Source organism: Streptomyces sp. NBC_01429 (genome assembly GCF_036231945.1).
Classification (GTDB): Bacteria; Actinomycetota; Actinomycetes; order Streptomycetales; family Streptomycetaceae; genus Streptomyces.
This window is the reverse complement of the sequence record NZ_CP109599.1, coordinates 4201457-4219515: the sequence shown is the minus strand read 5'-3', so window position 1 is coordinate 4219515 and position 18059 is coordinate 4201457. Positions and strand designations below refer to the sequence as shown.

At 71.4% G+C, this 18059-nt stretch carries 17 protein-coding genes and 1 pseudogene; 8 read left to right on the top strand and 10 right to left on the bottom strand.

Annotated elements, in window-relative coordinates:
* Positions 1 to 272 precede the first annotated feature (272 nt).
* Positions 273 to 692: a hypothetical protein gene (locus tag OG627_RS18400; RefSeq protein ID WP_329066466.1), complete on the bottom strand. Its 420-nt coding sequence runs from the start codon at positions 690 to 692 to the stop codon at positions 273 to 275.
* A 264-nt stretch (positions 693 to 956) separates the two neighbouring features.
* Here OG627_RS18400 and OG627_RS18395 point away from each other — a divergent pair, with 264 nt between their 5' ends.
* The 4 genes from OG627_RS18395 to OG627_RS18380 all read left to right on the top strand — a co-directional run bounded on the left by OG627_RS18395 (position 957) and on the right by OG627_RS18380 (position 3679).
* Complete coding sequence (locus tag OG627_RS18395) at positions 957 to 1208, top strand: hypothetical protein (protein ID WP_329066464.1); 252 nt, start codon at positions 957 to 959, stop codon at positions 1206 to 1208.
* A 204-nt stretch (positions 1209 to 1412) separates the two neighbouring features.
* Entirely contained in the window at positions 1413 to 2507 is a 1095-nt protein-coding gene (locus tag OG627_RS18390) for an LLM class flavin-dependent oxidoreductase (RefSeq protein WP_329072759.1), read from the top strand.
* 2 nt (positions 2508 to 2509) lie between these two features.
* Positions 2510 to 3211 (top strand): FMN reductase, encoded by a 702-nt coding sequence (locus tag OG627_RS18385; protein ID WP_329066462.1) that lies wholly within the window; start codon positions 2510 to 2512, stop codon positions 3209 to 3211.
* A gap of 18 nt (positions 3212 to 3229) precedes the next feature.
* Entirely contained in the window at positions 3230 to 3679 is a 450-nt protein-coding gene (locus OG627_RS18380) for a universal stress protein (RefSeq protein WP_329066460.1), read from the top strand.
* An 80-nt stretch (positions 3680 to 3759) separates the two neighbouring features.
* Here OG627_RS18380 and OG627_RS18375 read toward each other — a convergent pair whose 3' ends face one another.
* Positions 3760 to 4161, bottom strand: coding sequence for an RNA-binding S4 domain-containing protein (locus OG627_RS18375; protein ID WP_329066457.1), 402 nt, complete (start codon positions 4159 to 4161; stop codon positions 3760 to 3762).
* A gap of 465 nt (positions 4162 to 4626) precedes the next feature.
* Here OG627_RS18375 and OG627_RS18370 point away from each other — a divergent pair, with 465 nt between their 5' ends.
* Positions 4627 to 5757, top strand: a complete 1131-nt coding sequence (locus tag OG627_RS18370) for a VWA domain-containing protein (RefSeq protein ID WP_443073499.1) — start codon at positions 4627 to 4629, stop codon at positions 5755 to 5757.
* A gap of 89 nt (positions 5758 to 5846) precedes the next feature.
* Here the strand turns inward: OG627_RS18370 and OG627_RS18365 are convergent, their stop codons facing one another.
* Both OG627_RS18365 and OG627_RS18360 read right to left on the bottom strand, forming a co-directional pair.
* Positions 5847 to 7055, bottom strand: coding sequence for a sensor histidine kinase (locus OG627_RS18365; protein WP_329072757.1), 1209 nt, complete (start codon positions 7053 to 7055; stop codon positions 5847 to 5849).
* A gap of 89 nt (positions 7056 to 7144) precedes the next feature.
* Positions 7145 to 7798, bottom strand: coding sequence for a response regulator transcription factor (locus OG627_RS18360; protein ID WP_329066453.1), 654 nt, complete (start codon positions 7796 to 7798; stop codon positions 7145 to 7147).
* 316 nt (positions 7799 to 8114) lie between these two features.
* On the opposite strand from OG627_RS18360, the gene metG reads away from it, so the two are divergent.
* Entirely contained in the window at positions 8115 to 9836 is a 1722-nt protein-coding gene (gene metG, locus OG627_RS18355; protein ID WP_329066451.1) for a methionine--tRNA ligase, read from the top strand.
* Positions 9837 to 9874: 38 nt separating this feature from the next.
* On the opposite strand, the pseudogene OG627_RS18350 reads toward metG, so the two are convergent.
* The 4 genes and pseudogenes from OG627_RS18350 to OG627_RS18335 all read right to left on the bottom strand — a co-directional run.
* Positions 9875 to 10090: pseudogene (locus OG627_RS18350) on the bottom strand (dioxygenase); the annotation flags it as partial.
* A gap of 155 nt (positions 10091 to 10245) precedes the next feature.
* Positions 10246 to 11100: a hypothetical protein gene (locus OG627_RS18345; protein WP_329066449.1), complete on the bottom strand. Its 855-nt coding sequence runs from the start codon at positions 11098 to 11100 to the stop codon at positions 10246 to 10248.
* Positions 11101 to 11111: 11 nt separating this feature from the next.
* Positions 11112 to 12110, bottom strand: coding sequence for a hypothetical protein (locus tag OG627_RS18340; protein WP_329066447.1), 999 nt, complete (start codon positions 12108 to 12110; stop codon positions 11112 to 11114).
* Complete coding sequence (locus OG627_RS18335; protein WP_329066446.1) at positions 12094 to 12603, bottom strand: SigE family RNA polymerase sigma factor; 510 nt, start codon at positions 12601 to 12603, stop codon at positions 12094 to 12096. The genes OG627_RS18340 and OG627_RS18335 overlap by 17 nt, the downstream gene beginning before the upstream one ends.
* A gap of 247 nt (positions 12604 to 12850) precedes the next feature.
* Between OG627_RS18335 and OG627_RS18330 the strand changes: the two genes are divergently transcribed.
* Complete coding sequence (locus tag OG627_RS18330) at positions 12851 to 13432, top strand: DoxX family membrane protein (RefSeq protein WP_329066444.1); 582 nt, start codon at positions 12851 to 12853, stop codon at positions 13430 to 13432.
* Positions 13433 to 13447: 15 nt separating this feature from the next.
* On the opposite strand, the gene OG627_RS18325 is transcribed toward OG627_RS18330, so the two are convergent.
* Positions 13448 to 13636 (bottom strand): hydrophobic protein, encoded by a 189-nt coding sequence (locus tag OG627_RS18325; protein WP_329066441.1) that lies wholly within the window; start codon positions 13634 to 13636, stop codon positions 13448 to 13450.
* Between the two features lie 159 nt (positions 13637 to 13795).
* Positions 13796 to 15595, bottom strand: a complete 1800-nt coding sequence (gene aspS / locus OG627_RS18320; protein ID WP_329066439.1) for an aspartate--tRNA ligase — start codon at positions 15593 to 15595, stop codon at positions 13796 to 13798.
* 210 nt (positions 15596 to 15805) lie between these two features.
* Between aspS and OG627_RS18315 the strand changes: the two genes are divergently transcribed.
* The gene (locus OG627_RS18315) at positions 15806 to 18052 is read left to right on the top strand and encodes an ATP-binding SpoIIE family protein phosphatase (protein WP_329066437.1); all 2247 of its coding nucleotides are present in this window, start codon (positions 15806 to 15808) and stop codon (positions 18050 to 18052) included.
* The last annotated feature ends 7 nt before the right edge of the window (positions 18053 to 18059 follow it).

The window sequence follows — 18059 nt, the reverse complement described above, 5'->3', positions numbered from 1 at the left end:
TGGGGAGTGGACGGACACGGCTGGCGCTACCTCGATGTGGGGCGATACGGATCGGGCACATGCCAAGTAGCTTTCACCGCAGGGGCCTTGGTACGCATCCGGACGGACGCCGTCGCTGCGGCGCGCCCTCCCGGCACACCCCTCGACGGGCCAACTTAGGTGACCCTAACCTAACGCTTCGTCCGGTGCCGCGCCACGGGGGCTTGACAGCCGCGCCGGGATCCGGGAAGCGCCACGACCGGCGGCGGCAGACTCAGCCCCGGGACGTCGCCCTACCCGGCCCCCGCCGAAGTCGATCCGGAAACCGCCGCCTTGGCCGCCGCCTCCACGAGGGCGATCCCGGACTCCATGCTGACGTTGCCCTTGGAGAGCACGGCCAGCAGATAGCCGTGGCCGTCGGCCTCCGTCCGCCCGATGCTGTTGATGTCCCACACCCCCGTGGCACTGCGGGACAGCCGGCCGTTCTTCAGCCCCGTCGCGGCAGCGGCCGCCGACACGCCCCAGTCCTGGCCGTCCGCCATCCCGCCCATCAGGCCCCGCACGTAGCTCCGCGAGGCGGCGCCGAGCGGGGACACGTCCGTGGTTCCCGCGTCCTCGACGCCCGCGTCCTCAACACCCGCACCGTCGATGCCCGTACCGTCGATGCCCGTACCGTCGTCGAACACGGCGTTCAGCAGGGTCAGCTGGATCATCGAGGTCGCGCAGGCGCTCTCCGCCGCCGTGAGAACGCGGTCCTCGTCACATGGCGCGAGGCCAGGAACGGCGACTGCGGCGGACCTGTGCACCGGCTGGGGCCGGGCTGGGTCCCGCGGGAAAAGCGGCCGGTCCGCCGCACCCGGAGTACGCTGAGATCGCCGGGGACATTTCAGGCAATCGCCACCAGACCCAGTGCCGCTCCCCGGCAGGCTCACGGCACCGGGCACCACCGGCGTACGCGCCGAGGAGGCGGGTGCCTCATGAACAACTGGTGGGTCAGCGTGGTCGTGATCCTGGCCCTGATCGCGGTGGGCGTCCTGCTCATCCATCTGGTCAACGCGCACCACCGGCAGGACATGGCCTCGTACCCGTACAGCCGGAGCCTGTGGGCACCCGGCAGGAGGTCCCGGCGCGCGGACGACGTCCGCACGGACGACCGGCGCACGGACGACGGACGCGCGGACGACGACAACGGCAACGAGTGGGACGAGGAACGCCGCGACTCCGACTGACACAACGGACAGCGGACAGCGGACAGCGGACCGCAGAGGTCATCCGGACGGCACGCGGCACAGGCCGGCCGGGGGCAGCAGCCCCCGGCCGGCCTCGCCTTTTCCCGGGGGGCGGAATAGCGGCCGGGGGTCCGCCGTTGTACAGTTCAGTTGAAGTTGAAGCTTCAACTAATGCGACGGATCACGAGAGAAGTGGTGAGCGCGATGCAGTTCGGGATCTTCACCGTCGGCGATGTCACGACCGACCCGACCACCGGACGTACGCCGACCGAGCACGAGCGGATCAAGGCGATGGTGACCATCGCGCGCAAGGCCGAGGAGGTCGGGCTCGACGTCTTCGCGACCGGTGAGCACCACAACCCGCCCTTCGTCCCGTCCTCCCCCACCACCATGCTCGGCCACATCGCGGCCACCACCGAGCGGCTGATCCTCTCCACCTCCACGACGCTCATCACCACCAACGACCCGGTGAAGATCGCCGAGGACTTCGCGATGCTCCAGCACCTCGCGGACGGGCGCGTCGACCTGATGATGGGGCGCGGGAACACCGGCCCGGTCTATCCGTGGTTCGGCGAGGACATCCGCAAGGGCATCCCGCTCGCCATCGAGAAGTACGCCCTGCTGCACAGGTTGTGGCGCGAGGACGTCGTGGACTGGGAGGGCCAGTTCCGTACGCCGCTCCAGGGCTTCACCGCGACACCGCGCCCGCTGGACGGGACCCCGCCGTTCGTCTGGCACGGCTCGATCCGGTCGCCCGAGATCGCCGAGCAGGCCGCGTACTACGGGGACGGCTTCTTCGCCAACAACATCTTCTGGCCGAAGGAGCACTTCCAGCAGCTGATCCGCCTCTACCGCAAGCGCTACGCGCACTACGGGCACGGCACCCCGGAGCAGGCGATCGTCGGCCTCGGCGGCCAGGCGTTCATGCGGAAGAACTCGCAGGACGCGGTGCGGGAGTTCCGCCCGTACTTCGACAACGCGCCGGTGTACGGGCACGGGCCCTCGCTGGAGGACTTCACCGAGCAGACGCCGCTGACCGTGGGCAGCCCGCAGGAGGTCATCGAGAAGACGCTGTCGTTCCGCGACTCCTTCGGCGACTACCAGCGCCAGCTGTTCCTGATGGACCACGCGGGACTGCCGCTGAAGACGGTGCTGGAGCAGCTCGACCTGCTGGGCGAGGAAGTCGTCCCCGTCCTGCGCAAGGAGTTCGCGGCGCTGCGGCCCGCCGGGGTGCCGGACGGACCGGTGCACCCGGCGGCAGCGTCGTCGGCAGCGGCAGCGGCACGGAAGGAGGTCTGACCATGGCCGGTCAGCTGAAGATCGTCACGGTCTCCGCGGGACTGAGCAAGCCGTCCTCGACCAGGCTGCTGGCCGACCGGCTGACGGAGGCGGCCGGCCGCGAGCTGGCCGCCGCGGACCGCAAGGCGGACATCACCGTCGTGGAGCTGCGCGATCTCGCGGTCGACATCGCGAACCACCTGGTCACCGGCTTCCCGGCGCCCGCGCTGCGGGACGCGCTGGCGGCGGTGGCCGGGGCGGACGGGCTGATCGTGGTGACGCCGGTCTTCGCGGCTTCGTACAGCGGACTGTTCAAGTCCTTCTTCGACCTGGTCGAGCCGGACGCGCTCAGCGGTACGCCCGTGCTGCTCGCCGCGACCGGCGGCACCGCGCGCCACTCGCTCGTGGTGGAGCACGCGCTGCGCCCGCTCTTCTCGTATCTGCACGCGCTCACCCTCCCGACGGCCGTCTTCGCGGCCACCGACGACTGGGGTACGGGCGCGGACCGGCACGCGGGCGGGCTGCCGGCCCGCATCGACCGCGCGGGCGGCGAGCTGGCGCGGCTGCTGGGCGGGACCTCTACGGCCGCGCGGACGCCTGAACCGGCGTCCTCGGGGCAGGCGGGGCATGAGGGACGGGAAACGGGAGAGAGGGACGGTATCGGCATCGACGAGGTCGTACCGTTCGAACAGCTCCTCGCGAACGTCTCGGCGAACGGTCGGTAGGACAGCAGGAGGAATGTGATGAGCAGCAGCACCATCGTGGTCGGCGTGGACGGCTCGGAGTCCTCGGTCAAGGCGCTGCACTGGGCCGTGGGGCAGGCGAAGCTCACCGGCGACCGGCTGGCGGCCGTGATCGGCTGGGAGTACCCGGCGACCGGCTGGGCGGGGATGATGCCGGGGCAGGTGATCCCGGTCGACTTCGACGCGGAGAAGCTGGCCCGGCAGATCCTGGACGACACGCTCGACAAGCAGCTGGATCCGGAGACCGCCGCGTCGGTCGACCGCCGCGTGGTGGACGGTCCGGCCGCTCAGGTGCTGCTCGACAACGCCGAGGGCGCGTCGCTCCTGGTGGTCGGCGACCGGGGCCACAGCGGCGTCGCGGCGGTACTGCTCGGCTCGGTCAGCGCCAACGTCGCACAGCACGCGAAGTGCCCGGTGGTCGTGGTGCGCGGAGAGACCACCGAGGACTGACAGCCGAGAACAGACAGCCGAGAACAGACAGCCGAGGACAGACAGACCACCCAGGACCGACGAAGAGCGGCCGCCCGGGGTCACTGGCCCTGGAGCCGGTCCATCTCTCTGCGGTCCCGCTTGGTGGGGCGGCCCGTGCCCCGGTCGCGGACGGCGACGGGCGTGGCGAGTTCGCGCGGCGGGGGCGGCGGGCTGTGGTCCACGTAGCACTGCACCGCGACCGGCGGGCCCACCCGCTTGCGTACGGCGCGGGAGACCACCACGACCCTGTCCCGGCCCGCGTGGCGCAGCCGGACCTCGTCGCCCGGCTTGAGCGCGTACGCGGGTTTGACCCGGTCGCCGTTGACACGCACATGGCCCGCACGGCAGGCGGAGGCCGCCTGGGAGCGGGTCTTGGTGAGCCGTACGGACCAGATCCAGGTGTCGACCCGCGCGGACTCCGCGCCCGCGACCGGGAACTCAGCAGCTGCCTCAGAAGCCATACACCGAGGGTAAGCGCGGCGGGCCCGCCGTGGACATGGGCTGCGAGCGCGGCCACGACGCGGTACCGTCCACCGCACACGTGGGTCGCCCCTGCCGGAGTTCACCGGCCGGGGCCGCTAACCTTACGTATCCGCCCTGGCCAGGGATGCGCGTTCCCCGGCGGCGGACACCGCACCCAACTCATCTGGAAGGGCTCGCCCATGGGCTTTCGGAGCTTGCTGCGCAAGGTGTTCGGACGCGACCGTGCGGAGGAGCGCAACGAGTCGGCGACAGCCTCCGTACCGGCGCAGGCCGACCGTACGGATTCGGTGGAAGCGACGTCCGGGGAATCGGCCCCCGCGTCGGCTCCGGCCTCCGAGTCCGCTTCCGTCTCCTCCTCTTCTTCCTCCGCTTCCTCCTCTTCTTCTTCCGCGGCTGCTTCTTCCGCGGATTCCTCGGATTCCTCCTCGTCGGCGCGTTCGCGCGTGACCGTGAAGGCACCGGCGGCGGCCGATCTGGTGGCGGAGGCGTTCGACAAGGCCCGTCCGTCCGAGACGGAGCGCACCGTGCCCTCGCAGGCGTCGCGGTCCCGCGGCACCGAGGAGCCGTCCGCGCCGACGACCGCCCCCGCGCCCACGGTGCCCGCTCAGGCGTCGGCGGAGCAGGAGCCCAAGGCCGAGGTCAAGGCGGAGCCCAAAGCCGAGGTCAAGGCAGCAGAGGTCAAGGCCGAGCCCGCCCCCGCCCCCGCCCCCGAGGAGGAGTCAACTCCCCTCCCCGCGGCGGACGTCGAGCCGGAGCCCAAGCCCGACCCCGAGGTCCGGCCCGAGGTCGAGCCCGAGGCCGAAACCGCCCCCGAGCCCGCCCCCGAGCCCGTGGCCGCCGCCGCACCCACGCCCGAGCCCGCGACCGCGACGGCGCCCGCCCCCAAGGCCGCCGCCGCCCGCCCCGCCTTCACCCTGGCCCGCGTCAAGTCCCGCGCCGCCGGGCTCGTGGAGCCGTACAAGGCCGCCGGGGCCGCCCTCAAGAAGGCCGGTCTCGGCGGGCAGCGGGCGACCGTCTACCTCGTCCTCGACCGGTCCCTGTCCATGCGGTCCTTCTACCAGGACGGCAGCGCCCAGCACCTCGGTGAGCGGGCCCTCGCGCTCGCCGCGCACCTGGACGAGAGCGGCACCGTCCCCGTCGTGTTCTTCTCGACCGACATCGACGGCAGCGGCGAACTCGCCCTCGACACGTACGAGGGGAAGGTCGGCGAACTGAACGGCTCCCTCGGCCGGATGGGGCGGACGAACTACCACCGCGCCGTCGAGGAGATCGTGGAGCTGCACGAGAAGTCCGGCGCCACCGGGCCCGCGCTGGTGATCTTCCAGACGGACGGCGCGCCCAGCGCCGTACGCCTCGCCAAGCAGGCGTTCGCCGAGGCCGCGCGGCTGCCGCTGTTCTGGCAGTTCGTCGCCTTCGGTGAGCACGACGCCAAGGACTTCGACTTCGCCCGCAAGCTCGGCGCCGACGAGTCCGCCGCGAACGTCGGCTTCTGCCACGTGGGCCCCGCGCCGCGCGACGTGCCGGACGCCTCGTTCTACCGCGAGCTGCTCGCCACCTGGCAGCCCGCCCGCTAGACGGACAAGGTCACGCGTACCGACGTCCCGCGTACCGGACCCGAAAACTGAACCGATACCGATACCGAACCCGCTGCCGCCGGCCCCCGTCACTTCTCGACGCGGGCCGGCGGCAGTTTCACGGTCACCGCGAGCCCGCCGCCCGCGCCGCCCGGCGCCGCCGTGACCGTCCCGCCGTGCGCCTCGGCGATGGAGCGGACGATGGAGAGACCGAGCCCGGCCCCCCGGCCCATCCGGTCGCGCCCCTCGCCCCGTCTGAACGGCTCGAACAGCACCGGGATGTCCGCCTCGGCCACCGTCGGCCCGGTGTTCCGCACCCGGACCACGCATCCGTCGACCGCGACATGGACCGTCCCCGTACCGTCCGTCACGTTGTAGCGCACCGCGTTCGCCAGCAGATTTCCCACCAACTGCCCGAGCAGCAGCCGGTTTCCCCTGACCACCGCTGCGTTCGTCACGGACAGGGACATCATCAGGGAGACGTCCCTGCGGCACCGCGCCGTCTCCTCCGACACCGCCTCGCCGAGATCGACCGGCTCCAGGTCCTCCACATCGCGCTCGCTGCGCGCCAGCACCAGCAGCCCCTCGATGAGCTGCTCGCTGCGCCGGTTGTTGTCGAGGAGCGTCTGTTTCGTACGGGCCAGCTCCTCCGGTGAGCTGAAGTCGTCCAGCCCGACCTGGATCGCGGTGCGCTGGGTCGCCAGCGGGGTGCGCAGTTCGTGCGAGGCGTTGGCGATGAAGCGGCGCTGGCTGTCGAACGCCTTCTGGAGCCGCGCCAGCAGCGCGTCCAGCGTGTCGCCCAGCTCCTTCAACTCGTCGTCGGGGCCGGAAGCGCCGATCCGTTCGTGAAGATTGCGCTCGGAGAGCCGGCGCGCCTTCGCGGTCATGGCGTGCACGGGGCGCAGCACCCGCCCGGCCGTCCACCAGCCGACCCCGACCGCGCACGCCGTCATGACCAGCAGCGACACCAGGGACCAGAACAGCAGCTCGTTGGAGGCGACATCGGTGACGGTGTCGGTGAGCTGGTAGGCGGTGACCGGCTCGACCTGCTGCTCGGTGATCAGTCCGCTGACGGAGCCGGCGGGCATCGAGGGCACCACCTGGGCGGGGGTCACCCGCCCGGCGATCTGCTGGGCCTCGCTCTGCGTACCGGCGCTGGAGAGCAGGTTGACGATGGCGAGCAGGCCGCCGCCGAGCACGAGGAAGACGCCGCCGTAGATGAGGGCGATGCGGGTGCGGATGGTCGTACCGCGCATCGGCAGGCCCGCCTCCGGCAGCCCTCGCCGCAGCATCCCCATCCCCCGCAGACCGCCGCGCTTGAACCCGCCCTTGAGCCGGCGCCCGCGCTCCTGGCAGCGGCGCCCGGCGAGGCGCAGCACCGTGCCCTTCACAGCGCGTACCCGGCGCCCTGCACCGTGCGGATCAGGGCCGGGTCGCCGAGCTTGGCGCGCAGTTTGCTCAGGCACACCCGGACGGCGCCGGTGAACGGGTCGGCGTGCGCGTCCCAGGCCCGTTCCAGCAGCTCCTCGGCCGAGACGGGCGCGCCGTCCGCCTCCAGCAGGATCTGGAGCACGGAGAACTCCTTGGGCGACAGGTCCAGCTCCACGCCGTCCCGCCAGGCCACCCGCCGTACGGAGTCGAGCCGCACCCCGAGCCGCTCCAGCTGCGGCGGTACGGGCCTGGCGCTGCGCCGGCGCAGGGCGCGCACCCGGGAGACCAGCTCGGGGAAGTCGAAGGGCTTGCCCATGTAGTCGTCGGCGCCCAGGTCGAGCCCCTCGACGCGCTCCTCCATGGAGGCGGACGCGGTGAGCATCAGGATGCGCGTACGGGAGGACTCGGCGACCAGCTTGCGGGCGACGTCGTCGCCGTGGACGCGGGGCAGATCGCGGTCGAGGACGACGACGTCGTAGTCGTGCAGTCCCAGGTAGGCGAGGGCGGCGTCGCCGCTGTACACGGTGTCGACGGCGAATCCGGCTCTGCGCAGCCCGGTGGCCACCAGCTCTGCCAGGACCTCTTCGTCCTCGGCGACCAGTACCCGCATGGTGTCGTCCCCTGCCCCTGTCCCGTGCCCCGTCCCGTGACCGTTCCCGCCGCTCCCCGTCCCTGTCCCCGTCCCCGTACCGCGCCCCATCGCCTGCCCAGCCTCGTACATGATGCCCTTCTCCTCCCGGGATGGGCATGTCTACCGCAATGGCTGTTTCCGAAAGCTCTCCTCACTTTCCCCACCCGGCCCCCACGTCCCACCACTCCCCTCCGCACCACATATCCGGGCGCCCCATGAGGGAACGGTCGGATACGATATTGACGTTCCGTAGACCAAATAATCACCCCGTGTAGCGACTTGGGAGCAGCCTGCAATGGCTCGACACCTCATCACCAGCGCCCTTCCGTACATCAACGGGATCAAGCATCTGGGCAACATGGTGGGGTCCATGCTCCCGGCGGACGTGTACTCCAGGTACCTCCGCCAACGCGGTCACGAGGTGCTGTACATCTGCGCCACCGACGAGCACGGCACCCCGGCCGAACTCGCCGCGAAGGAGGCCGGCGTCCCGGTCGATGCCTTCTGCACCGAGCAGCACGACGCCCAGAAGGCGATCTACGACGGCTTCGAGCTGTCCTTCGACTACTTCGGCCGCAGCTCGTCCGTCCAGAACCGCGAGATCACCCAGCACTTCGCACGCAAGCTCCAGGAGAACGGCTTCATCGAGGAGCGCGCGATCCGGCAGGTCTTCTCGATCGCCGACGACCGCTTCCTCCCGGACCGCTACATCGTCGGCACCTGCCCGCACTGCGGCTACGACAAGGCGCGCGGCGACCAGTGCGAGAACTGCACGCGCGTGCTGGACCCGACCGACCTGATCGAGCCGCGCTCCGCGATCAGCGGCAGCAGCGAGCTGGAGGTCCGCGAGACCAAGCACCTCTTCCTCCTCCAGTCGAAGCTGGCGGGCGAGGTCGAGGAGTGGATCGACGCGAACGGCACGGAGTGGCCGCAGCTCGCCTCCTCCATCGCCCGCAAGTGGCTGACCGAGGGCCTGCACGACCGGTCGATCACCCGCGACCTGGAGTGGGGCGTGCCGGTCCCGGCCGACACCTGGCCGGAGCTGGCGGCCGAGGGCAAGGTCTTCTACGTGTGGTTCGACGCCCCGGTCGAGTACATCGGCGCGACGAAGGAGTGGGCGGACCAGGACCCGGCGAACCGCGACTGGAAGTCGTGGTGGTACGAGGCCGACGCCACCGTCCGCTACACCGAGTTCATGGCCAAGGACAACGTCCCGTTCCACACGGTGATGTTCCCCGCCACCCAGCTCGGCACCCGCGAGCCGTGGAAGAAGGTCGACTACGTCAAGGCCTTCAACTGGCTGAACTACTACGGCGGCAAGTTCTCCACGTCGCAGAAGCGGGGCGTCTTCACCGACGCCGCGCTGGAGCTGCTGCCCGCCGACTACTGGCGCTACTTCCTGATCGCGAACGCGCCCGAGTCGGACGACACGTCCTTCTCCTGGGAGCACTTCACGGCGACGGTCAACAAGGACCTCGCCGACACCCTCGGGAACTTCGTCAACCGCGTCCTGTCCTTCTCGCGCAAGCGCTTCGGCGACGACGTCCCGGCGGGCGGCGCGCCCGGCGAGGCCGAGACGCGGCTCGGCGCGCAGATCGCGGAGCTGCTCGCGGAGTACGAGGGTCACATGGAGGCGCTCCAGTTCCGCAAGGCCGCCGCCGCGCTGCGCGCGCTGTGGTCGGCGGGCAACTCGTATCTGGAGGAGAAGGCGCCGTGGCTGGAGATCAAGACGAATGAGGAGGGCGCGGCGCTGACCCTCCGTACGGCGATGAACCTGATCCACCTCTACGCGGTGGTCTCCGAGCCGTTCATCCCCGCTTCGGCCCGCGCCATGCGCGAGGCGTTCACGCTGGCCGGGGACACGGCGCCGTGGGTCACGGCCGACGAGGCGAAGACGCTGGCCGCCGTCCCGGCCGGTACGCCGTTCACCGTTCCGCCGGTGCTCTTCGCGAAGATCACCGACGAGGATCTGGCGGCGTACAAGGAGCGCTTCGGCGGCGAGGACGCGGCCGAGTAGAGCGCGAAGGGCAGCGGACAGAGGGCAGCGGACAGAGGGCGGAGGGTGAAGGGGATGCCCTCCTTGTCCTCGGTGATGTCCTTCCGGATCTTGTCGGCGTCGATGCAGTACGGGCCCTCGGTGGTCTGCGAGGTGAGGGTGTAGCACTCCTCGGCGGCCTTCGGGGGCGCCTTGGCGACGGCCGCGCTGCCTGCGACGATGACCCGACGCCGCGTCAAGTCTTTTTTGTGTTTGGGGAGTTGGGTGTCTGTCATGCGACGGGTCGCTAGGCGGCCAAGCTGGCAGCCACACAGGTAAGGGCTGTGGGCCGCCGGGGATGGCCGATAGGCGCCCCTGGGGTGGGGCCCGGGGGCGGTGTGGCCCCCTGGCGTGGAGCCCGGGGCAGCGCCCCCTGGCGTGGAGCCCGGGGTCAGTGGGACAGCGACTCCTCGTCCCCCATCACCACGACCGGGCGCTTCGCGGGATCCAGGATGTGCAGCAGCTCCTCCATCCGCTCCTGCGGCACCGAGACGCACGCCTGGGTGGGGCCGCCGTGGTCCACATGGATCCAGATGCCGCCGCCCTTCTCCATGCCGAGCGGCCGGGTCCAGTCGAGCGGGCTGGTGCCGGGCACCCGGTTGTAGTTGATCGCGACCACGTAGTCGAAGGAACCTTCCAGCGGCTCGCCCTCGAACCCCTCGCCCGAGACGGTGAAGGCGGGGCCCTCGTCGTACGGGAGCTTCGTGCCCGGGTCGGGCAGCCGGCCGCCCGCGTCGGTGAGCGTGAACACCCCGATGGGTGAGCGCAGGTCGCCCTGGTCATGGTCGTCGGTCCAGCCGCGCAGGGCGTTGTGGGAGGGCCAGACGGCGGTGACGGGCACCCAGCCGTTGACCGGATCGCGCTCGTAGACCAGGACGGAGGACTCGTTGGAGTCCCGGTCGGCGCCGGTCACCACGACGGCCTGGGTGGTCTCGGGGGAGATCTCGGCGCGGGTCCTGCGGCCGAGGCCGGGGATCTCCTGCGGCACGACGGCCCGCGCCCCGGCGCCCGCAAGGCCCGGGATGCCGGAGCCGCCCGCGCCGCCCGAACCGCCGCCGCCACTACGGGACTCGGCGCTGACGGAGTCCTTGTCGCTCACGGCCGTGCCGCCCGGCGCGGATCCCGCCTTGTCGGCGGTCCGGGTGTCGTCCCCGACGCCCCCGCAGCCGGTGAGCAGCAGACCGGCCGTCAGCAGCACGGCGGCCAGCGGTCCTCTGCGGACAGTGCGGACGGAGCACACAGACATGGACGGGCCTTTCATTTCGCGTTCCTGGGAGGGGTGGGACTGGAGGTGGGGCCGGAGTGGGTGGGGCCGGAGCTGGTGGCGGCGGTGGAGCCGTTTGTGGGGGGTTCGTCCGGTCCTGTCACGAAGTCTGCGCTGGCGATCATCGTATGGACGTCCTCCACGACCACCGGCGAGTCGCCGCCGAGACAGAGGCTGACGGCGAACTCCGCCCGGTTCGAGGGACCGCCCAGCAGGGCGCCGTACTCATTGACGCCGCCGATGTTCCGGCAGAAGGAGGACGGGGAGCCCACGAGGGACAACTCGGACAGACCCTGGAGTTCGACCGACCGGGCATCCCCGGAGGCGGGCGCGATGCTGACCAGAGCGCCGCTGGGCAGCAGCGAGACGATCGGGCCGCACTCCGTCAGCTCCTTGGTGTCGCAGGCCGGGGAGTGGTCGGCGAGCGGCTGGTTGGCGAGAAAGGCGTGGGCGTACGGCCCGGACACCGCGTCCTCGGGACTCATCTGCGCCCGCCAGCCCGGGAGCAGCCGCAGGCTCAATCCGCCCAGCTGGGGGAATCGGACGCGCTCGTCCTGCCCGTCGCTCCGGGACGGTTCCGGCGTGGCGCCGCGGCCCCCGCCGTCGCGGCCTCCGTCGTCGTGGTGGCTGACGGAGGGGCCGGGGGCGGCGGGCGGTACCGGCCCGGAACCGCCGCGCAGGACCCCGGGGAGGAGCACCCCGGCCAGGACGAGCGCGGTCACGGTGGCGGCGGCCGCCCCGGCCGTACGCCGCCTGCGCCGGGCCAGTACGACGCGTTCCCGCACCCCCGCCAAGCGGCCCTCGGGGTCGGGCAGCCGGGGGACGGCCCGCTCCAGCAGAACCCGCAGTTCTTGTTCCTGCTGTTCCTGCTGGCCCTGGCCCTGGCTCTGGCTCTGCTGATCCTGCTGATCCTGCTGATCCTGCTGGTCCTGATCGCCCGCCCGCCCGTCCACCGGGCCGGAGCCCGGTCGCGGCTCACCCACAGCGGTCACCGCCGTCCACCCGCTCGGGCAGCAGGGCCCGCAGCGAGCGCAGCGCCCTGGAGGACTGGCTCTTGACCGTGCCGGGGGAGCAGCCGAGCGCCGCCGCCGTGTCCTGCACGCTCAGGTCCTCGAAGTACCGCAGCACGACCACGGCCCGCTGTCGCACCGGCAGCGCCTGGACGGCCGCCGCCAGCGACTGCTCCAGATCCACGTGCGCGTACGAGTCCACCGCCCCGGCCCTGTCCGGGACATCGGCGTACGACAGCTCCCCGCGCCAGCGCCGCCGCCACCAGGAGGCGTGCAGATGCACCAGCGCCTTGCGGACGTACGCCTCGGGCCGGTCCCCCGATATGCGCGACCACTTCGGCCACACCTTCGCGAGGGTGCTCTGGAGCAGGTCCTCGGCCAGATGCGCGTCGCCCGTCAGCAGCCACGCCACCCGCAGCAGCCGCGCTCCCCGGGCGGCGACGAATGCCTCGAAGTCGGCGTCGCCCGGATCCATGGTCCTGTCCTCGCCATTCTGTTCGATCTGCCACGCCTGTGGAACGCGATGGGACACGGATCGGGTTGCCCGCGACGCGGAAAATATCCGGCCGTCCGGCAAAGGGCCTGGTGAGGGGCGCGCCAAGGGGCCTGGGGGACGACCGGAGAGGCCCGGCGAGCGGCCCGGCCGGCCGTCTCACAGGGATTTGCTGTAACTTTCAAGTACAGCGTCCCTCACCCCCCTCACCTCAGGAGAGAACGCCGCTATGTCATCCCCCTCGCGCACCAGCGCCAGCACACTCAACCCCGGCACCACCGGCCTCACCGGCCTCGGCGCCCCCGCCGCACCCCACGCCGCCACGCCGTACGCCTATGACGTCGGCCTGCTGCTGCTCCGTGTCGTACTCGGCCTGACCATGGCCGCGCACGGCAGCCAGAAGCTGTTCGGCTGGTTCGGCGGCGGCGGGATCGACGGCACGGGCGCGTTCTTCACCATGAGCGGCTACCCGTCGGGCAAGGCGCTGGCCGTCGTGGCCGGGCTGAGCGAGACCCTCGGCGGTCTGGGCCTGGCGATCGGCCTGCTCACCCCGCTGGCGGGCGCGGCCGTGGTCGGCACGATGGTGAACGCCATCGCCGTGAAGGGCACCGGGCACTTCTTCGCCCCGGCCGGCATCGAGTACGAGCTGCTCCTCACGGCCGGGGCGGCGGCCCTCGCCCTCACCGGCCCCGGCCGTATCGCCGTGGACCGCTTCCTCCCGTGGGTCAGGGCGCACCGCCTCGCCTACGGTGCGACGGCGGTGGCCCTCGGCCTGGTGGTGGCGGGCGTCACCCTGCTGCTGCGCAAGTAGGGCACGCCAGGACGGCTACCAGCGGTACCAGCGACCCCGTCCGTTACCGGCTCCCGATCCGGAGCCCGAGGACGGCCGCCGGATCAGGAAGCCGAGCAGCCAGAGCACGAAGAGCACGACCGCGATCCACCAGAGGGCGTGCAGCACGAAGCCGAGCCCGAAGACGATCAGGACGATCAGAAGCACGATCAGCAGTGCGCCCATGACGACCAACTCCCAGCGGAATCCGCCCGGAGGGGACACAGGCGTGCATACCGGGCATTTATCACTTTACTCCGCCGGGCCGCGCACGACGGCCGAGGGGCCCGGGACCTTTACGTAAAGGTCCCGGGCCCCTCGGCCGTCGTCGTACTCGCCGTTCGGCTACTTCTCGGCGGGCTTCTCGGCCGGCTTCTCGCCGGTCTTCGCCACCGGCTTGCGCAGCGCGATGTTCAGCTCCCGCAGCCGCGTCTCGTCCAGCACCGTCGGCGCGCCCATCATCAGGTCCTGCGCGTTGCCGTTGAGCGGGAAGGCGATCGTCTCGCGGATGTTCGGCTCGTCCGCCAGCAGCATCACGATGCGGTCCACGCCCGGGGCGATGCCGCCGTGCGGCGGGGCGCCGAGGCGGAAGGCGCGCAGCATGCCCGCGAACTCGTGCTCGACGGTCTCGCGGTCGTAACCGGCGATCTCGAACGCCTTCAGCATCAGCTCGGGCTCGTGGTTACGGATCGCGCCGGACGACAGCTCGATGCCGTTGCAGACGATGTCGTACTGCCACGCCAGGATGTCCAGCGGGTCCTTCGTCTCCAGGTCGTCCAGACCGCCCTGGGGCATCGAGAACGGGTTGTGCGAGAAGTCGATCTTCCCGGTCTCCTCGTCCTTCTCGTACATCGGGAAGTCGACGATCCAGCAGAACCGGAACACGCCCTCCTCGAAGTGCCCGGCGCGCTTGGCGGCCTCGACCCGGACCGCGCTCATGATCTTGGAGACCTCGTCGAACTCGCCCGCGCCGAAGAAGATCGCGTGGCCGGGGACGAGCGAGAGGCGCTCGGTGAGGACCTTGACGTCCTCCTCCGTGAGGAACTTGGCGATCGGGCCGCTCAGCGCGCCGTCGTCACCGACCCGCACCCAGGCCAGGCCCTTGGCGCCCTGCTCGACGGCGTAGGCACCGAGCCCGTCGAAGAACTTGCGCGACTGGCCGGCGGTGTCCGGCACCGGCAGGGCGCGCACGTGCTTGCCCGCGAACGCCTTGAACCCGGAGTCGGCGAAGACGTCCGAGATGTCGACCAGCTCCAGCTTGGCCCGCAGGTCGGGCTTGTCGTTGCCGTACTTCAGCATCGACTCACGGAACGGGATGCGCGGGAACGGCGAGGTGACATGACGGCCGCCGCCGAACTCCTCGAACAGCTCCGTCATCAGCTTCTCGATCGGCCGGAAGACGTCCTCCTGCTCGACGAAGCTCATCTCGACGTCGAGCTGGTAGAACTCGCCGGGCGAGCGGTCGGCGCGGGCGTCCTCGTCGCGGAAGCACGGCGCGATCTGGAAGTAGCGGTCGAAGCCCGAGATCATCAGCAGCTGCTTGAACTGCTGCGGGGCCTGCGGCAGCGCGTAGAACTTGCCGGGGTTCAGCCGGGACGGGACCACGAAGTCACGGGCGCCCTCGGGGGAGGTCGCGGTGAGGATCGGGGTGGCCATCTCGTTGAAGCCGAGCGCGGTCATCTTGTGCCGGATGGCCGAGATGACGGCCGTACGCAGCATGATGTTGCGGTGCATGCGCTCGCGGCGCAGGTCGAGGAAGCGGTACTCCAGGCGCCGCTCCTCGTTGACGCCGTCCTCGGTGTTGATCGTGAACGGCAGCGGACCCGCCGCGCCCAGGATCTCGACCTCGGAGACCTCGATCTCGATCTCGCCGGTCGGCAGCTCCGGGTTGACGTTCTCGGAACCGCGCGCGGAGACCTTGCCGTCGATCCGGACGACGGTCTCCTTGGTGAGCTTGGACAGCTCCTCGTTCGCGGCGGTGCCGGGACGGGCGACGAGCTGCACCAGACCGTAGTGGTCGCGCAGATCGATGAAGAGGATGCCGCCCAGGTCTCGGCGATTGTGCAGCCAGCCGCTCAGCCGGACGTCGGTGCCGACGTCAGAGGCGCGGAGTTCGCCGCAGGTGTGGGACCTGTACCGATGCATCGTCGTTCATCCAGTCTTGGCAATCGAGGGGTGGGCCAGGAGACACAAGGTTAGCGCCCGGAGCCCCGGCCCCTTGCGGGCACCGGCCTCCGCCCCCTTCCCGGCCCCTCGCCCAGGCGCTCTTCCAGGCCCTCTTCCGGCTCTGTCCGGGACCGGCCCTTTACGCCCCCTCGGTGGCGTTTGGTCTGCACATATTCATAAAGTGGGGCAATGCGCACCGAGGAAGTCCTGGCCGCCATCGAGACCGGCCTGTGGTACTGGGACAACGCGGCCGGATCGGTCACCCTCGACGCCGAAGCGGCACGGCTGTTCGGACTGGCGGCCGAACCCACCGTCATGGCCGAGAGCGCGATGCGCTCCCACTTCCACCCCGTCGACTGGAACGAGATCGCCGCCATCGTCGGTCTCGCCGTCGCCGAGGACACCCTCGCCGAGGCCCGGCTGCGGATCGTGGACAGCACGGGCCGGGTGCTGCGCACCGTACGGTCCCGGTGCAAGCCGACCGTCAAGACCCTGCCCGACGGCACGCAGGACTTCGAGATGATCGGCACCGTCCAGGAGGTGTCCGAGCCGCGCCCCGGTACGGCCGTCGAGGGCACCTCGATCACCGGCGACTGGCGCCGCTCCCGCGAGGCGTTCCTCCTCGACGCCGGGCGGGCGCTGGCCGAGGCCCGCTCCACCAACGAGGTGCTGCGGGTCGCCGCCTCCCTGTCCATGCCGGGCTTCTCGCCGGACGGCCTCGCGGTCTTCAGCGTCTCCGGTGACCGGCTGCGGATCATCGGGCACCACGGGCACGACGCCGGGGACGTCGGACCGTTCGAGGACATGCAGCTGAACACCGACTACCCGGCCGCCGAGGCGGTCAGGACCGGCCGGGCCATCTATCTGCCCACCCCGGAGGCGTACGAGAGCCGCTATCCGACCACCTGGCAGTACGTGCAGCGCTTCGACCGCCACTCCTGGGCCTTCGTGCCGCTGGTCGTGGCGGGACGCACCCTGGGCACCTGGATGGCCGCCTTCAAGCACCGGGTCGCCTTCTCCCCCGACGAGCGGTCCGTCCTGACGACGGTGGCGCGCATGCTGGCGCAGGCGCTGGCGCGCGCCGGGGTCGCCGAGTCCGAGCGCGAGCTGTCCCTCGGGCTCCAGCGCTCGATGATGCCGACGATCGGACCCGAGATCCCGGGGATGATGGTCGCCGCGCGCTACGTACCGACCGGCGGCGGGCTCCAGGTCGGCGGCGACTGGTACGACATGATCCCGCTGCCGGGCGCGGGCCCGGGACGCGGCAGGTTCGCGCTGGTCATCGGGGACGTACAGGGGCACGACGTACGGGCCGCCGGCCTCATGGGCCAGCTGCGGATCGCGCTGCGGGCGTACGCCTCCGAGGGGCACCGGCCCGACGCGGTGCTCTCGCGGGCGTCCCGGTTCCTCGCCGGGCTCCAGCTGTACCCGGGACGGGACGGCGGGGTGATGGGCGGGGCGGAGGGCCATCTCGGCGCCGTGGGCGGCGCCACGGGCGGCGGCGGGAGGCTCGGGGGCACGGAGGGCGGGCCGGCGGCCGGGCCGCTCTCCGACGAGGAGGAGTACGCGGCCTCAGGACCGCGCTTCGCGACCTGCCTCTACCTGGAGGTCGACCCGGAGCGCGGCACGCTCGACATCGCCCGCGCCGGTCACCCCGACCCGGTGATCCTCTCGGCCGACGGTACGGCCGTCATCCGCCAGACGGCGGGCGGGCTGCCGCTCGGCATCGAGACGGACTCCGACTATCCGACGACCCGGCTGGACCTGGAGCCCGGCGAGACGCTGATGCTCTGCACGGACGGGCTGATCGAGACCGGCGGCCACGACCTGGCCACCGGCTGGACCCGGCTGCGGCCCGTCATGGAGGAACACGGCGGCGGGTCCCTGGAAAGGCTGGCGGACGCGCTGGTCCAGGCCGTACACGGGCCCACGTCGCACTACACCACCGGTCCGCTGGTGGACCGCCGCGAGGACGACATCGCGCTGCTCCTGCTCGCCCGCGACCGTACCCCCGCCCCCGCCACCCGTCCGAAGGCCCGGCGCACCGCCCTGACCGTCGCCCAGGCCGAGCCGGAACGGATCGCGGGCGCCCGGCGGCAGCTGCGCCAGCTGCTGCACGACTGGACGGACGCGGAGCAGATCGACTCGGCCGAGCTGATGGTCTCCGAGATGCTCACCAACGTCCTGGTCCACACGGACAACGACGCCCTCCTCGTCGCGGAGGCCAGGGGCGAGCCGGGCGAACGCAGGCTCCGCGTCGAGGTCGCGGACACCAGCGACCAACTGCCGCACCGCAGGCGCCCCGGCGAGCTGGCGTCGAGCGGGCGGGGGCTGCTGCTGATGGAGATGCTGGCGGACGCGTGGGGGGTGGACCCGAGGGGCGAGGGCAAGTCGATCTGGTTCGAGCTGTACGAGGGCGGGGACACGGAGTCCTGACGGGAAC

What these genes read in the sequence shown, in the direction of transcription:
- OG627_RS18400 (WP_329066466.1), bottom strand. Translation starts at nt 692, where the DNA reads ATGATCCAGCTGACCCTGCTGAACGCCGTGTTCGACGACGGTACGGGC.
- OG627_RS18395 (WP_329066464.1), top strand. Translation starts at nt 957, where the DNA reads ATGAACAACTGGTGGGTCAGCGTGGTCGTGATCCTGGCCCTGATCGCG.
- OG627_RS18390 (WP_329072759.1), top strand. Translation starts at nt 1,413, where the DNA reads ATGCAGTTCGGGATCTTCACCGTCGGCGATGTCACGACCGACCCGACC.
- OG627_RS18385 (WP_329066462.1), top strand. Translation starts at nt 2,510, where the DNA reads ATGGCCGGTCAGCTGAAGATCGTCACGGTCTCCGCGGGACTGAGCAAG.
- OG627_RS18380 (WP_329066460.1), top strand. Translation starts at nt 3,230, where the DNA reads ATGAGCAGCAGCACCATCGTGGTCGGCGTGGACGGCTCGGAGTCCTCG.
- OG627_RS18375 (WP_329066457.1), bottom strand. Translation starts at nt 4,161, where the DNA reads ATGGCTTCTGAGGCAGCTGCTGAGTTCCCGGTCGCGGGCGCGGAGTCC.
- OG627_RS18365 (WP_329072757.1), bottom strand. Translation starts at nt 7,055, where the DNA reads ATGGGGATGCTGCGGCGAGGGCTGCCGGAGGCGGGCCTGCCGATGCGC.
- OG627_RS18360 (WP_329066453.1), bottom strand. Translation starts at nt 7,798, where the DNA reads ATGCGGGTACTGGTCGCCGAGGACGAAGAGGTCCTGGCAGAGCTGGTG.
- metG (WP_329066451.1), top strand. Translation starts at nt 8,115, where the DNA reads ATGGCTCGACACCTCATCACCAGCGCCCTTCCGTACATCAACGGGATC.
- OG627_RS18345 (WP_329066449.1), bottom strand. Translation starts at nt 11,100, where the DNA reads ATGTCTGTGTGCTCCGTCCGCACTGTCCGCAGAGGACCGCTGGCCGCC.
- OG627_RS18335 (WP_329066446.1), bottom strand. Translation starts at nt 12,603, where the DNA reads ATGGATCCGGGCGACGCCGACTTCGAGGCATTCGTCGCCGCCCGGGGA.
- OG627_RS18330 (WP_329066444.1), top strand. Translation starts at nt 12,851, where the DNA reads ATGTCATCCCCCTCGCGCACCAGCGCCAGCACACTCAACCCCGGCACC.
- OG627_RS18325 (WP_329066441.1), bottom strand. Translation starts at nt 13,636, where the DNA reads ATGGGCGCACTGCTGATCGTGCTTCTGATCGTCCTGATCGTCTTCGGG.
- aspS (WP_329066439.1), bottom strand. Translation starts at nt 15,595, where the DNA reads ATGCATCGGTACAGGTCCCACACCTGCGGCGAACTCCGCGCCTCTGAC.
- OG627_RS18315 (WP_329066437.1), top strand. Translation starts at nt 15,806, where the DNA reads ATGCGCACCGAGGAAGTCCTGGCCGCCATCGAGACCGGCCTGTGGTAC.